At 67.5% G+C, this 14488-nt stretch carries 9 protein-coding genes; 4 read left to right on the top strand and 5 right to left on the bottom strand.

Going from position 1 to position 14488, the window contains the following annotated elements:
* The first annotated feature begins 119 nt into the window (after nt 1-119).
* The 3 genes from NK1_RS36145 (at nt 120) to NK1_RS05965 (ending at nt 7419) form a co-directional block, all read left to right on the top strand.
* A complete protein-coding gene (locus NK1_RS36145) occupies nt 120-581 on the top strand; it encodes an ATP-binding protein (RefSeq protein ID WP_084460623.1) in 462 nt (153 codons plus the stop codon).
* A gap of 200 nt (nt 582-781) precedes the next feature.
* Entirely contained in the window at nt 782-5035 is a 4254-nt protein-coding gene (locus NK1_RS05970) for a HAMP domain-containing protein (protein WP_063007575.1), read from the top strand.
* Nucleotides 5035-7419 carry a SpoIIE family protein phosphatase gene (locus tag NK1_RS05965; protein WP_063007574.1) on the top strand — a complete coding sequence of 795 codons (2385 nt, stop codon included), beginning with the start codon at nt 5035-5037 and terminating at the stop codon, nt 7417-7419. Before NK1_RS05970 ends, NK1_RS05965 begins: the two co-directional genes overlap by 1 nt.
* 57 nt (nt 7420-7476) lie before the next feature.
* On the opposite strand, the gene NK1_RS05960 is transcribed toward NK1_RS05965, so the two are convergent.
* The 4 genes from NK1_RS05960 to NK1_RS05945 all read right to left on the bottom strand — a co-directional run bounded on the left by NK1_RS05960 (nt 7477) and on the right by NK1_RS05945 (nt 12536).
* The gene (locus NK1_RS05960; protein WP_063007573.1) at nt 7477-8520 is read right to left on the bottom strand and encodes a YdcF family protein; all 1044 of its coding nucleotides are present in this window, start codon (nt 8518-8520) and stop codon (nt 7477-7479) included.
* A 185-nt stretch (nt 8521-8705) separates the two neighbouring features.
* Nucleotides 8706-10658: a VWA domain-containing protein gene (locus tag NK1_RS05955; RefSeq protein ID WP_063007572.1), complete on the bottom strand. Its 1953-nt coding sequence runs from the start codon at nt 10656-10658 to the stop codon at nt 8706-8708.
* Nucleotides 10655-12049, bottom strand: a complete 1395-nt coding sequence (locus tag NK1_RS05950) for an ATP-binding protein (protein WP_063007571.1) — start codon at nt 12047-12049, stop codon at nt 10655-10657. The genes NK1_RS05955 and NK1_RS05950 overlap by 4 nt, the downstream gene beginning before the upstream one ends.
* A gap of 49 nt (nt 12050-12098) precedes the next feature.
* The gene (locus NK1_RS05945) at nt 12099-12536 is read right to left on the bottom strand and encodes an STAS domain-containing protein (protein ID WP_063007570.1); all 438 of its coding nucleotides are present in this window, start codon (nt 12534-12536) and stop codon (nt 12099-12101) included.
* 177 nt (nt 12537-12713) lie between these two features.
* Between NK1_RS05945 and NK1_RS05940 the strand changes: the two genes are divergently transcribed.
* Nucleotides 12714-13682, top strand: coding sequence for a TIGR03557 family F420-dependent LLM class oxidoreductase (locus tag NK1_RS05940; protein WP_063007569.1), 969 nt, complete (start codon nt 12714-12716; stop codon nt 13680-13682).
* Between the two features lie 22 nt (nt 13683-13704).
* Here NK1_RS05940 and NK1_RS05935 read toward each other — a convergent pair whose 3' ends face one another.
* Complete coding sequence (locus tag NK1_RS05935; protein ID WP_245660364.1) at nt 13705-14151, bottom strand: ATP-binding protein; 447 nt, start codon at nt 14149-14151, stop codon at nt 13705-13707.
* Nucleotides 14152-14488: the final 337 nt, after the last annotated feature.

Below are 14488 nucleotides of genomic sequence, written 5' to 3'. Positions count from 1 at the left end.
GGCTCTCCATGACAAGCAACGCCACGGCCACAACGACTTCCGCGTTTGGCGACCGGAATCGCGGCAATCGATGCACTAGCCGGTAACGGCGGCCGTGACGAATGGAGTGATGCATCCCGATGACAACCCGAGGCCGCATCGAGGAACTCGATTGTCCGTGTGCCGCTTTCGTTTCGCGTTCGCGCTCCCCTGATCTCGACATCGACTTCCCCGCCCGCGCCGACCGACTGCACGTGGTGCGCCGGGCTCTCCGAGACTGGCTGCAGTTCCTCTCGATCGGTTCCGTACAGGCAAGCGACGTGATTTTGGCGGTCATCGAAGCGTGCACGAACTCTGTCGAACACGGACACCGAGGAGACGGTGGACGCATTCGGCTCCTCGGCGAGCGGTGGCAGGGGTGCCTGCACATCGTCGTGGCGGACACCGGGAGGTGGAAGTCCGCTTCGGATTCCGAGACGTCCGATCGAGGCCGCGGCATGCAGATCATTCGCCGGGTCGCTGCCCAGCTGACGATAGACACCCACCGCGACGGAACGATCGTGCACTTCGCCGTCCCGATTGCGACGAGCGAGGCGTCATGACCGCCGGGAGCCGGTTCCGAGCCGATGCATCGCTGTGGACGGGGACTTCTCGTCGGGCGCGGCGCCGCCGCGCCGGGTGATATTTTGATCGTCCGAGGATTCACTGGTGCGTTCGTGTTCAGAAGCCAGCACAGGCACCGCCGGTCAGCGGCCCGACGGTCGGATTCGTATCCGAGTCGGGTTGACACAGCGAGGATTGCATGACAGACACGGCGGAATCCGCCCGAACTGCACCTGTACACAGTGTTCCCGTTCCCGATCAGGTCGAGTTACGACAGCTGCTGGCCGGGTTGACGGCGGTGCGCGACGGCGATTTCGGCACGCGGTTGCCGACCGATACCGACGGGTTGCTCGGCGAGATCGCGACGGTGTTCAACGGCATGGTGGATCAGTTGTCGCTGTTCACTTCCGAGGTCACGCGGGTCGCGCGCGAAGTGGGCACCGACGGCCGCCTGGGCGGTCAAGCCGAGGTGCCCGAGGTCTCCGGCACCTGGAAGGACCTCACCGACTCGGTGAACGCGATGGCGGGCAACCTGACCAGCCAGGTACGCGACATCGCCCAGGTCGCCACCGCCGTAGCGCGCGGTGACCTGGGCCAGAAGATCACCGTGAGTGCGCGCGGTGAGATTCTGGAGTTGAAGAACACCATCAACACGATGGTCGATCAACTGTCGTCCTTCGCCGACGAAGTCACCCGGGTCTCCCGCGAAGTGGGCACCGAAGGCCGACTGGGCGGCCAAGCAGACGTCAAGGGCGTCTCCGGCACGTGGCGCGACCTCACGGACTCGGTGAATTTCATGGCCGGCAATCTGACCGCGCAGGTGCGCTCGATCGCCCATGTCGCCACGGCTGTCGCGCAGGGCGATCTGTCGCAGAAGATCCGCGTCGATGCCCGCGGTGAAATTCTGGAGTTGAAGAACACCATCAACACGATGGTCGACCAGCTGTCGTCCTTCGCCGACGAAGTCACCCGAGTCTCCCGCGAAGTGGGCACCGAAGGCCGACTGGGCGGCCAAGCAGACGTCAAGGGCGTCTCCGGCACGTGGAAGGACCTCACCGAATCGGTCAACGTGATGGCCGACAACCTGACCGCGCAGGTGCGCTCCATCGCCCAGGTCACCACATCCGTCGCTCGCGGGGATCTGACCCAGAAGATCCGGGTGGACGCGCGCGGGGAGATCCTCGAGCTGAAGGAGACCATCAATACGATGGTCGACCAGCTGTCGGCGTTCGCCGACGAGGTCACCCGCGTCTCACGCGAGGTCGGCACGGAGGGCAACCTCGGCGGACAGGCGACTGTGCGCGGCGTCTCGGGCACGTGGAAAGACCTGACCGACAACGTCAACGTGATGGCTTCCAACCTGACCGGTCAGGTCCGCTCGATCGCCCAGGTCGCGACCGCCGTCGCCCGCGGAGACCTGAGCCAGAAGATCACCGTGGAAGCGAAGGGTGAGGTCGCCGCGCTCGCCGGGGTGATCAACACGATGGTCGACACGCTGTCCGCGTTCGCCGACGAGGTGACGCGCGTGGCCCGTGAGGTGGGCACCGAGGGCATGCTCGGGGGCCAGGCTCATGTGCCCAACGTTGCCGGTACCTGGAAAGACCTCACCGACAACGTCAACTCGATGGCGAACAACCTCACCAATCAGGTTCGCAATATCGCCCAGGTGACGACCGCGGTCGCTCAGGGCGATCTGACTCGCAAGATCGATGTCGACGCCCGCGGCGAGATCCTCGAACTCAAGACCACGATCAACACCATGGTCGACCAACTCTCCGCCTTCGCAGCCGAGGTCACGCGTGTGGCCCGGGAAGTGGGTTCGGAGGGCCGCCTGGGCGGTCAAGCCGAGGTGGAAGGCGTGTCGGGCACCTGGAAACGCCTCACCGAGAACGTCAACGAGCTGGCCGGCAACCTGACCCGGCAGGTCCGTGCGATCGCAGCCGTCACCAGCGCCGTCGCGGAAGGCGATTTGACTCGTTCGATCGCTGTCGAGGCGTCCGGTGAGGTCGCGGAGTTGAAGGACAACATCAACTCGATGGTGGAGTCGCTGCGCGAGACCACGAAAGCCAACCGAGAGCAGGATTGGCTGAAAACGAATCTGGCGCGCATCTCGAGCCTCATGCAGGGCCAGCGCGACTTGCACGTCGTGGCCGAGCTGATCATGAACGAGCTGGCGCCGCTGGTCTCCGCCCAATTCGGTGCCTTCTACCTGGCCGACGACACGAACGACCATCCCGAGTTGCGGCAGATCAGCTCGTACGGCAATCCCGGTGTGCCAGGAGAACCCGCGCGGTTCGCCTTCGGTCAATCGCTGGTGGGGCAAGCCGCGCGCAGCCGCCGCACGATCGCCGTCAACGACGTGCCCGGCGACTACCTCACCATTTCATCCGGGCTGGGGCAGACGGCACCGGTCGATCTTCTGGTGTTGCCGATCGTTGTCGAAGACCAGGTGCTCGGGGTGATCGAGCTGGCCTCGCTGCATCCGTTCACCCCGATTCACCGGGATTTCCTCGACCAGTTGATGGAAACGGTCGGTGTCAACGTCAATTCCATCATCGCCAACGCCCGGACCGGTGAACTCCTGGTCGAGTCGCAGCGGCTGACCACCGAGTTGCAGACCCGGTCGGCGGAGTTGCAGGTCCAGCAGGACGAGTTGCAGCGGTCCAACGCCGAACTCGAAGACAAGGCCGCGCTGCTGGCCGCGCAGAACCGCGATATCGAGGCCAAGAATCTCGAGATCGAGCAGGCGCGCCAGGAGCTGGAGACCCGCGCTCAACAGCTCACGATCGCTTCGAAGTACAAATCGGAGTTCCTGGCGAATATGAGCCACGAGCTGCGGACCCCGCTGAACAGTTTGCTGATCCTCGCGCAGCTGCTGGCCCAGAACCCGAGTCGCAACCTGACGCCCAAGCAGGTCGAATACGCGGGGATCATCCACTCGGCGGGATCGGACCTGCTCCAGCTGATCAACGACATCCTGGACCTGTCGAAGGTGGAGGCGGGCAAGATGGACCTTGCGCCCGAGCAGGTGCCGGTGCGCAAGCTGCTGGAATACGTCGAGGCGACCTTCCGGCCGATGACCACGCAGAAAAGTCTCGCCTTCCGCGTGACCACCGCCCCGGGCCTGCCGGCCGAACTGTTCACCGACGACTCGCGTCTTCGGCAGGTGTTGCGCAATCTGCTGTCCAATGCGGTCAAGTTCACCGAGGCCGGATCCGTTCAGCTGCGGATAGAACCAGCCGAGGCGAGCGAGTTGCCCGCTGCCGTGCGCCGCCACGGTGAGGCCATCGCGTTCCGCGTGATCGACACCGGCATCGGGATCGCCGACCATCAGCTGGAGTCGATCTTCGGCGCATTCCACCAAGCCGACGGGACCACCAGCCGCAAATACGGCGGCACCGGCCTGGGCCTGTCGATCAGCCGTGAGATCGCCTACCTGCTCGGCGGCGCGATCACCGCCGACAGCACGCTCGGCCACGGCAGTACGTTCACCCTCTATCTGCCGGTCGCCCGGCCGGACTTCCTGGAGCCGCCGGACCCGGCCGGTGAAGGCATTCAGCACACCGACAGCCGGGCCGAATCGACGCCCGCACCCGCCACGCCACAGCAGCAGCGCCGCTTGCTCGTCGTGGAAGAACGACCCCAGGGCCTGCTGGCTCTGGTCGCGCAGAACGCGGTCGCCGATCTCGCCGACAACAACGATCCGCGCGGCCCCGTCCAGATCGTCACCGCGGCCGGGGTCGAAGAAGCAGCGGCGGCGATGGCCGCCGAGGTATTCCACTGCGTGGTACTCGAGCTCGATATGCCCGACAATGCCGCACTGCGCTTACTGGAAACAATGAACGGAGACACCGGATCGAGCAGCGTCCCCGTGCTCGCCCACCTCCGCCGGATCGATGCGCGAACCGAACAGCTGCTGCACAGCAGTGCGACGCGCCCGTCGCTCGAGCTGCTGTCCAGCCTCGACGAACTGCGCGAGCGAATCGCCTTGCACGTCGCCGCCGAGGCGCCCGGCGACGTGCTCCCGTTGGTCCGACGTGACGAGACAGCCTCCGCCCCACAGCAATTCGACGGCAAGCTCGCCGGACGGACCGTTCTCATCGTCGACGACGATGCCCGTAATCTGTTCGCTCTCAGCAGCATCCTCGAACTGCACGGCATCCACGTCCTGCACGCCGACGACGGACGCGAGGGGATCGACACACTGATCGCCCATTCCGAGACCGATCTGGTCCTGATGGATGTGATGATGCCCGGAATGGACGGCTACACGGCCATGGCGAAGATCCGCGACATGCCACAGTACGAGCATCTGCCGATCATCGCCGTGACCGCCAAGGCCATGCTCGGTGACCGGGAGAAAAGCCTCGCGTCCGGCGCCAACGACTACGTCACCAAACCCGTGGACTCGGACCTGTTGCTCACCTGCATCCAGCGCCTCCTGGATGCCTGATGACCGACACCGACAACCCCGGCGTCGCCGCCGGGAGAGCACCGGATCTCTCGGCTTCGGAGCCTGCAGTCCATCGTCTCGCGGCCACCGTGGAGCGGCTGCGCAAACAGATTCAGCAGGCCCAGGCCACCGCCGACGGGCGCGCGTTGATCGAGATGGCCAAGGGCATCCTGATCGAGCGACTGAGCTGCGGACCCGCGCACGCTGCACACCAACTCGACGCACTTGCCGGGCAAGCAGGCATCACGCCCGTCGAACTCGCCGCCGACCTGGTCGATCAGGCGGCTCAAGATCACGTCAGCGCGACCGTGGCACAGTTCTTACTGCGTACGTCCACCCTCGGTGAGCCCTCGCCGGCAGTGCGGTTGCGTACCGTCGAAAGCGCGGTCCTCGCCGCTGGCGACACCCAGCGCGTAGCGGAGTCCGTCTTCGAACACGCCCTGACGCCCCTGGGCGCCACGGCAGTGGCGATCTGGTCCGCCGACACCGATGGCTCACTATCACTCGTCGGGTTCGCGGGAATCGACCCCCATGAGGCAGAGCGGTGGCGCCACGTTCCGCCCGGCGTCGCGACCCCGGCCCGGCAAGCGCTGATCGATCGCCGCACGGTGTGGGTAGCAGATCTGCAGCGGTCCGGACTTCCGTCGATCGGCGATCGCAACGGTGGCCGGGCAGCAATCCCGGCCGGAGCGGGAGGAAAACTACTCGGCGTCCTGGAAGTGTGCTGGCCACAACCGCTCGAGCCGCAGTCCCCCCGGGTGCAGCGACAGCTGGAGGCGTTGGCAGAGCTGTGCGCTCATCCTCTGGAGGCGGACCTGGCCGGCCTGGTACGACGGCCGGACCAGCCCGAGACCACCGACCTGATCCGGCTGGCGGACGGTCTGTTCGACCCGGCCCTCGTGTTGTCGCCCCACCTCGACGACAACGGATCACTGGCCGATTTTCGCATCCACCATCTCAATACGTGCTTCATCGACCCCGCCGGCCGCCCCCGTGGCCTCGTCCTCGGTGCTCTTCTGCTGGAGGCGTACCCGATGTCAGCGGTAGAGGGCCGGCTGTTCGAACGCGCGGAGCACGTCTTCGCCACCGGCGAGACCTACCGCGCCGATCGTGTCACGCTGACCGAAATGGTGGACCAGATCCCGCTGACGGTATCCGCCGCGCTCAGCATCATCCGCCACGGCGACGCCCTCCTCATGATCTGGCGCGTCGAGGACGAAACAGCGCGACTGGCCACCCTGCTCCAGCACGCCCAGCGGCTGGGTCGCGTCGGCGGGTTCGAAGAAAACGAAACGTCCGGCGAAATCACCTGGAGCAGCCAGCTTTTCGCGCTCTACGGATTGGGGTCCACCGCCGACCCCATACCGCTCGCGCGGCTTCCACACCACACCCACCACGACGACACCGACGCCGTAGAAACCTTCCTTCGAACCCTCCTGCACTATCACCGCCCCGCCTCCACCACGTTTCGCCTGATCCGCCCCGACGGCGGCGTCCGGCACGTTCGGATCGTCGCCGAACCGGTACTCGACGCGGCGGGGCAACTCCTCGCAATTCGCGGTGCCTACCAAGACATTTCGGCACAGCATTGGACCGAGGTCGCCCTGGCGGCCACGCGCGACCGCCTCGTCGACACCGAACAGCACGCCGCCGAGCAGAGCCAGCTTGCGCGGCAACTCCAGCAAGCGATCATGCCCGCCGAACAGCCCGCGATCGAAGCCTTCGGACTCAGTATCGCGGTGCGATACCAACCCGCCGAACAAGACCATCTCGTGGGCGGCGATTGGTACGACGCACTCGTGTTGCCCACCAAGGAGATCCTGATATCCGTCGGCGACATCGCCGGCCACGGCATCAAAGCCGCGACCGGCATGGTCGTGCTCCGCAACGCGCTACGCGGACTCGCCGCCACCGGCGCAGGCCCCGGCCAAATGCTCACCTGGCTCAACGTCGTCGCCCACCACCTGACCGAGAACATCCTCGCCACTGCGGTCGTCGGCCTCTACGATCCCCACACCCGCGTGTTGCGCTGGGCCCGTGCCGGCCACCCTCCACCGGTACTCGTGCGCGCGTCTCGCGCCACGAGCCTGCCCGAAATCAAGGGCATGATCCTCGGTGCCGTCGCGGAAGCGACCTACGACGAAGCCGAACTCCAACTCCAACCCGACGACACCCTCCTGCTCTACACCGACGGACTCATCGAACGGCGCGACCGGCTCCTGGACGACTGCGTGCAGCACCTACTCACCACCTCGGCGGCATTCTCCGGCAGCTTGGTGAATCGTCTCGACGACCTCCTCCACAGCAGTGACGCCGACACCGACGACGACACCTGCGTGGTGGGCATCCAGGTAGGACCAGGCCAAGCCGCGCCCGGAATGTGAACGCGCGCAGGGTCGACGGCGACGTGTGAGCGGACGGGGTGAAGCGCGGCCCTGTGTTCAGGGCAGGGCCATCACGGCCAGCAGGACGACCAGAAGCGAGACCGCGACCGTGATGTGGCTGCGCCGGTAATGGGTCGCCAATACCGCGACGAATTCGCGCAAGAACGCGGCGGGCAGGAAATAGGCGGCGGTCCGAGATCCCAGGACCTGGGCATCGATACCGAGGCGGCGGGTCAGCCCGGCTGTCCGGAGAACGTGAAAGTTGCTGGTTACCACTGTGATTCGAAGTTGCTCCGGATCGATACCGCGCCGGTTCAATTCCCGCAGGCAATTACGCAGATTCTCGGCGGTGTTGCGCGAGTGCCGTTCTCGGACGATGGCGTGTCCGCTGACGCCGCGCGCGGTGAGGTAGCGCGCCATCGCGTCGGCCTCGGTCGTCGCCTCGTCGGGCCCCTGTCCACCGCAGGTGACCAGGATCGGATGGCGTCCGGACCGCAGCGCGGTGCGGTAGGCATCGATACCGCGGTCCAGCCGCGCGGCCAGCAGCGGCGTGACAGATCTGCGATTCAGGCCACAGCCGAGGATCACCACGGCATCGGCTTCCGGACGAGCCGCCAGGCTGCCGTAGATCAGTGCGTAGCCGCCGAACGCGATCAGATGCGCCACGAAATAGACCGCGACCGCGGCGACCGGAACCGTGGCCCCGATGGCCCAGCTCGGCATCGCCGGACCGGACGCGACCGTGACGACCGCGGCCACCGCGCCGATCAGGCCGGCCCCGAGCACGACCGGCAACGCGGTCGTCGCCGCGAGCCCCTCCCGTGACATGAGCTCGATTCCGTTGACCAGCAACGCGATACCGGCCACCGCGAACGGAGCCGTGAGTACCACGACCACCCCGAACGACGACGGCGCGTCGGGGCCGAATACTACGACCGCGCTCGCGCCGCCGACGCCCAGCAGGGTGACCGCCGCCAACAGAACGAATCCCGTCGAGAGCCGACGAGGCTCCAGAGCCACGCGGATCGCCGCGATGAATGCCAGAACCGCTCCGCCCGCCACCAAGAGCCCGCCGATCGACAGATACGTCACCGTCTGCATCCGTCCGAGACTCCTCCCGGCCCCTGCCGGGCCACCGCGCCGAAGACACTTCGAAGTCGTCGGCGCGACGAGAAATCCGCGGCGACCGGGCGACGTAGCGACGAATTCCCCTTCCGGGACGCCGGAAACAGATCAACAGGGCGGACTGCTCGCCGGAAGCCACTCTCGGTGTTGATGACTTGGCCCTATCGGCGCCGCCCGCTGAGGTAGTCGGAGACCACCGCCGCGCCCAGGCCGTCGAGATCCGGGGCGATGACCCGGCCGCCGCTGCGGCGGGCCATCAGGTCGACGAAGGCTGCGAGCCTGGGGTTTTCGCCGAGGATGAATACCGAGACCGAGGCGCCGAGTTTCGCGAGAGCGTCGACCTGGGCCATGGTGACCGCGAGGGTGCGGGGGTCGGGTGGCCAGTTGAAGTACGAGCTGCCGTCGGGCTCCAGGTGCGCGGTGGGTTCGCCGTCGGTGACCACCAGGACCACCGGGACCGCGTCGGGGTGGCGGCGCAGGTGGCGGCCGGCGAGCAACAGAGCGTGGTGCAGGTTGGTGCCCTGTTCCCAGACCGCTTCGAGGCCGGTCAGCTCCGCGATGTCGACGGTGGTGGCGTGACGGCCGAAGGTCACGACTTCCAGTGCGTCGGAACGGAATCGGGTGCTGATCAGCTGATGCAGGGCCAGCGCGGTCCGCTTCATCGGCAGCCAGCGCCCGTCCTGCACCATCGACCACGACGTGTCGACGCACAGGGCCACCGCCGCGCGGGACCGCTGATCGGTTTCGGTGATCTCGACATCGGAGACCGACAGCGACACCCGGCGGCTGCCGGTCGACGCCGACCGCAGGACCGCGTTGCGCACGGTTTTCGACACATCCCACGGCTCGGTGTCGCCGAAGCGCCACGGCCGCGTCGCGCCCGTCGGTTCGCCGGCCGCTCCGGCGGTCACCGTCTCGCGCTGTCCGCGCTGCGCGCGCAACCGCCCGATCACATCGCGCAGCGCCACCTCGCCGAGGCGGCGTAACGCCTTGGGCGTCAAGCGAAGCGACCCGTCGGGGGCACGTTCGAACAGGCCCTGGCGGCGCAGTTCGCGTTCCAGTTCGGCCAGGCGGGCGGCATCGACGGCGGCGTCGGCGCCGAGCTGGCGAGTAAGGGCGTCGAGGTCGATATCCTCGAGCCGGGCGCCGGGATAGGACTGGCCGAGTTGTTCGGCCAGTGCGTCCATTTCGGCCAGATCCTGCATCGCCTGCGCGCCCTCGCCGAGACCGAGCGGATCCTGGCCGCGGAAGCGCTGCCCCGAATCCCAATCCTCGCCGGGACGCAGTGCGCGCAACGCGGCATCGAGTGCCGAAACCTGTTCGGCGATACGCGGATCGCCGAAGGCCTGGCCGATCAGTTCGCTCAACTCCGCCTGCTGCTGCGGCGAGAGCGAATTCATCATCCGCTGCGCGGCGGCCGCGCGCGCGGCCAGCGCATCGATCAATTCCTCGGTGTTGCGGGGGTTTTCGGGAAAGAACTCGCCGTGTTCGGCCATGAACTCGGCGAACTGCTGCTCGGTGTTCTCACCGCGGGCGTGGGCGGCCAGCAGCTGGTTCAGATCCGACATCATCTGCCGCACCCGCTCGACATCCTCGGGCGTGGCATTCTCGAGTGCCTGCTTCATGCCCTGGAACCGGGAATCGAGCAGTTCGCGGCCGAGCAGTTCCCGTATCCGCTCGTAGTTGGCGCGCCCCGTCTCCGAACGCCACTGATAGTCGGCGAGTTCGGTCACCGCGGCGGCGGTGCTCGACGGCAGCGCGTCGAGTTCGGCCTCGGCGAAACGGGCATCGTCGGAGGGGTCGGGGAACAGTGCGGTCCGTTCGGCCTCCAACGCCTCGTCGAGCAGTTCGCGCACCTGTTGCAGGGTGCCGTCGAGGCGGTGCTGCCGGGTGAGCTCGGCGCGGCGCTGCCACAACCGCCGGGTCAGCTCGTCCAGGCCGGGCGTGCGGCCGGTACCGCGGCGCAGCAGCTCCTCCAGGGCGGTGCGCGGGGAGCTGCCGTCCATCACGTCGCGGCCGATGAGGTCCAGCGCCTCCCGCAGATCGACCGGCGGCGCCAGCGGGTCGGGACCGTCGTGATAGGGCCCGTAGGAATAGCGGTCGGGGGTCGTCATGAGCCGTAGGTCGCCGTGCCGTCATCGGAGTCCTTGGCCAGCTGGCGGCTCAAATACAATGACTCCAAAGCGAATTCGACGGTCGCGGCGATCCGCGCCGGCGAATCGGTGGACTCGGCGCCGAGCCGCTCGGCCACCCGCGCCAGCACCGGCAGCTCGGGCAGCGCCGAGAGCACCTCCTGGCCCGGCACCCGTTCGCCGGTGGTGACCGGATGTCCCGCGCTCACCGCCTCGGCCAGCGGCCGCAGATCCACCCCGGCCAGGCGCCGGCGTGCGGTCTCGGCGAAGGCACGGCGCAGCAGATGGGTCAGATGCTCGGTCTCGCGGCCCTCCTCACCGGATTCGAATTCCACCTTGCCGCGCAGCACCGCGGGCACCGACTCCAGATCCACCGGGCGGGCGACGGCGGGATGTTCACCGGTCAGCGCGGTCCGGCGCAGTGCGGCCGCGGCCACCGTCTCGGCCGCCGCCACCGCGAAGCGCGCCGAGACGCCGGAGCGCTGATCGACGGCCGGCGATTCGCGCAGCTGGCGCACGAAGCGCGCCAGCACTTCGAGCAGGGGGTCGCCGACCTCGGCGACCAGATCGGCCTCCTGGCGCACCAGCGCGGTCTCGGCCTCCACGTCGAGCGGATAGTGGGTGCGGATCTCGGCGCCGAACCGGTCCTTGAGCGGAGTGATGATGCGGCCGCGGTTGGTGTAGTCCTCCGGGTTGGCGGTCGCCACCAGCAGCACATCCAGCGGCAGCCGCAGCGTATAACCGCGCACCTGGATATCGCGTTCCTCCATGACGTTCAGCAGCGCGACCTGGATCCGTTCGGCGAGGTCGGGCAGTTCGTTGATGGCGACGATGCCGCGATGGGCGCGCGGAACCAGCCCGAAGTGGATGGTCTCCGGATCGCCCAGGCTGCGGCCCTCGGCCACCTTCACCGGGTCGACATCGCCGATCAGGTCGCCGACCGAGGTGTCGGGGGTGGCGAGCTTCTCGGCGTAGCGTTCGCTGCGGTGACGCCACGCCACCGGCAGGTCGTCGCCCAGTTCGGCCGCGAGCCGCCGGCCCGCCGGACTGATCGGCGCCAGCGGATGTTCGCCGAGTTCGGCGCCGTCGATCACCGGCGTCCATTCGTCGAGCAACCCGACCAGGGTGCGCAGCAACCGGGTCTTGCCCTGGCCGCGCTCACCGAGCAGCACCACATCGTGGCCGGCCAGCAGCGCCCGCTCCAGTTGCGGGACGACGGTGCGATCGAAGCCGACGATTCCCGGCCACGGATCGGTCCCGGATCGCAATGCGGCGAGGAGATTCTCGCGGATTTCGGATTTCACTCCGCGCGGCTGATGACCGGCGGCGCGCAGTTCGCCCGCGGTGGCGGGCAGATGCTGAGGAACACTCACCCCAGCGACGCTACGACGATCTTGCGGCTCCGACAACGATTGTGCCGGCTCACTTCGCGTCGGCGGGCGGGGCGGGCAGGTTGCTCAAGGCGCCGACGACGGTGGGGTGAATGGCCAACTCGGCGGTCAGTGGATCCACCGCCGCCATCCGCGCGATCGTCGGCGTGCGGCTGACCAGGCATATCGCGACACCACGTCCACGCTGGTCGGCGGCTTCCTCGGCCACTACCACCAGTGCGCGCCAGCCCAGGAATCCGAGCCCGCCGGTATCGACGACCAATGGCCCGCCGTGGGCCGCGGCCAGCGCCGCGCCCTCGTGGATGAGACGTCGCCAGTCATCGAGAGTGCACGCATCGGCCTCCCCGCGCACCGACAGGACGACCGCGGCCCCGTGGGTGCGCATGACCGCACTGAGCCGGGCCTCGGCGCGACCCGGGACGGGAAGGGAACGGTGATGACCGATTCGGAATGTGGCGTTCGTCTTCATGTGCGATCTCCCAGGCGAAAATCGACATGTGAATTGCCCCGCTTCCCGAGGCAAATCCCGCTGTCACCTTTCTAACAAAGACGAAGCGGTCTGTATAGCCCGCCGGCATACGGTTGCGGACCGCGCGGCTGGGTAGCCGAGAATCGACTTCGTCCCACGCACGTGAGGAGCCCCGCAATGCAGATCGGCTACAAACTGGCGTCGGAAGCCTACGGACCGCGCGACCTGATCCGACAGGCGATTCGCGCCGAGGCGGCCGGATTCGACTTCGTGGAAATGAGCGATCACTATCACCCGTGGCTCGACAATCAGGGCCATTCCCCGTTCACCTGGACGGTGTTCGGTGCCATCGCCGAACGTACCGAGCGCATCCGATTGGTGACCGGTGTCACCTGCCCCACCATCCGGTACCACCCGGCCATCGTGGCGCAGGCCGCCGCCACCTTGGCGCTGGTGTCGGACGGGCGTTTCGATCTCGGCGTCGGATCCGGTGAGCGGCTCAACGAACATGTGGTGGGCCGGGAATTCCCGCCGATCGATATCCGCCAGCGCATGTTGCGCGAGGCGCTCGAGATCATCCGGCTGCTGTGGCGCGGCGGATATCGCACGTATCGCGGTGAGTACCTGTCGATTTCGGATGCGCGGGTGTTCGATCTGCCCGAGCGGCTGCCCGATATCATCGTCGCCGCGGGCGGTCCCGACGCCGCCCGGCTCGCCGCCGAACTCGGCGACGGGCTGTTCGCGACCGAGCCGGAAGCGCACCTGGTGGATACCTATCGAGGCGCCGGTGGGCGCGGCGGCGGCTACGCCGAAGTCGGAATGGCCTGGGCCGCCGACGAACAGACCGCGGCGCAGGCCGCACTGGAAACCTCCCGCTGGGCGCTCACCGGATGGAAAGTGATGAGCGAGTTGCCGAATCCGGTGAATTTCGACGCCGCGACGTCGACCGTGCGCCGCGACGATATTCTCGAGCAATTCGCCTGCGGCTCCGATCCGAAACGCTATCTGGAAGTGGCACAGCAATATGTGGACGCCGGATTCGACCATCTGGTGATGCAGAACGCCGGACCCGATCCGGAAGGATTCATCGACTTCTATCGCAGCGAACTGGATACCCCCATGCGCGAATTGTCTCCGGCGAAGTGACATTCGGCGGTATCGCCGCGGCTCACGCGGTGATACCGTGCCGGCGCACTCGGCGGAATTCCACCGTCACCGGATAACCGGCGACCTCCGAATCGAAAGGTGCGGTGGTGGCCTCGAGCGAGTCGGTGATGGAGGTCAGCACGTGCCAGCCGAGGCCGTCCTGGTGCAGCGCCTCGGGGGTGACCGCCACCGCCGTCACCGCGACCGACATCCGGTCACCGTCGTAGCCGAAATCGCATTCGATCGAGGATCCGGCGACGGCCCGTTCGATCAGTGCGGTGGCGATCTCGTCCAGCGCCACGCGAATATCGGTCACCTCGTCGAGCGCGAATTCGGCCATCAATGCGACCGTTTCGGCCAGGGCGCGCAGCATCAGCAACTGGCGCGCTTGTGCGAGTACTCGCACGCCGACCACCGAACCCGTGGGTGTCGGGTTCGTCGACGGCGAAATCCACTCGCTCAAGGACACGTCCTCTCCTTCCGCCGCGCAGTTGCGTCTCGCGATTACCGCTCGTCGTCGCCGATACCCGGGCATCGGGGGAACCAAACGTCGTCCGGGTACCGGGTCGGCGGCAGTCTGCGATTGGCCGCGACTTCCCCGGGTACCCGCAGGTCGAGCGGGTATGTGCGGCCCCGGGGCAGGAGGTGCGGATGCGGCGCGGCGGTGTGGTGGCGGAGGCGGCGGCCTGGTGGCTGATCTGCGTGCTGATCTGGCAGGCCACGGTGACCGTCGCCGCGTGGGAGGAGGTGATCGCCGCCGCGGTGCCGGCCCTGCCGTGCGCGGTGGCCGCTTGTGCGGCGCGACG

It is taken from the genome of Nocardia kruczakiae NBRC 101016 (assembly GCF_001612965.1).
GTDB classification, from domain to species: Bacteria; Actinomycetota; Actinomycetes; order Mycobacteriales; family Mycobacteriaceae; genus Nocardia; species Nocardia kruczakiae.
Note: the sequence above shows the minus strand (reverse complement) of the source record. Positions and strands in the feature narration are given on the sequence as shown.

What these genes read in the sequence shown, in the direction of transcription:
- NK1_RS05960 (WP_063007573.1), bottom strand. Translation starts at nt 8,520, where the DNA reads ATGCAGACGGTGACGTATCTGTCGATCGGCGGGCTCTTGGTGGCGGGC.
- NK1_RS05945 (WP_063007570.1), bottom strand. Translation starts at nt 12,536, where the DNA reads ATGAAGACGAACGCCACATTCCGAATCGGTCATCACCGTTCCCTTCCC.
- NK1_RS05970 (WP_063007575.1), top strand. Translation starts at nt 782, where the DNA reads ATGACAGACACGGCGGAATCCGCCCGAACTGCACCTGTACACAGTGTT.
- NK1_RS05940 (WP_063007569.1), top strand. Translation starts at nt 12,714, where the DNA reads ATGCAGATCGGCTACAAACTGGCGTCGGAAGCCTACGGACCGCGCGAC.
- NK1_RS36145 (WP_084460623.1), top strand. Translation starts at nt 120, where the DNA reads ATGACAACCCGAGGCCGCATCGAGGAACTCGATTGTCCGTGTGCCGCT.
- NK1_RS05965 (WP_063007574.1), top strand. Translation starts at nt 5,035, where the DNA reads ATGACCGACACCGACAACCCCGGCGTCGCCGCCGGGAGAGCACCGGAT.
- NK1_RS05955 (WP_063007572.1), bottom strand. Translation starts at nt 10,658, where the DNA reads ATGACGACCCCCGACCGCTATTCCTACGGGCCCTATCACGACGGTCCC.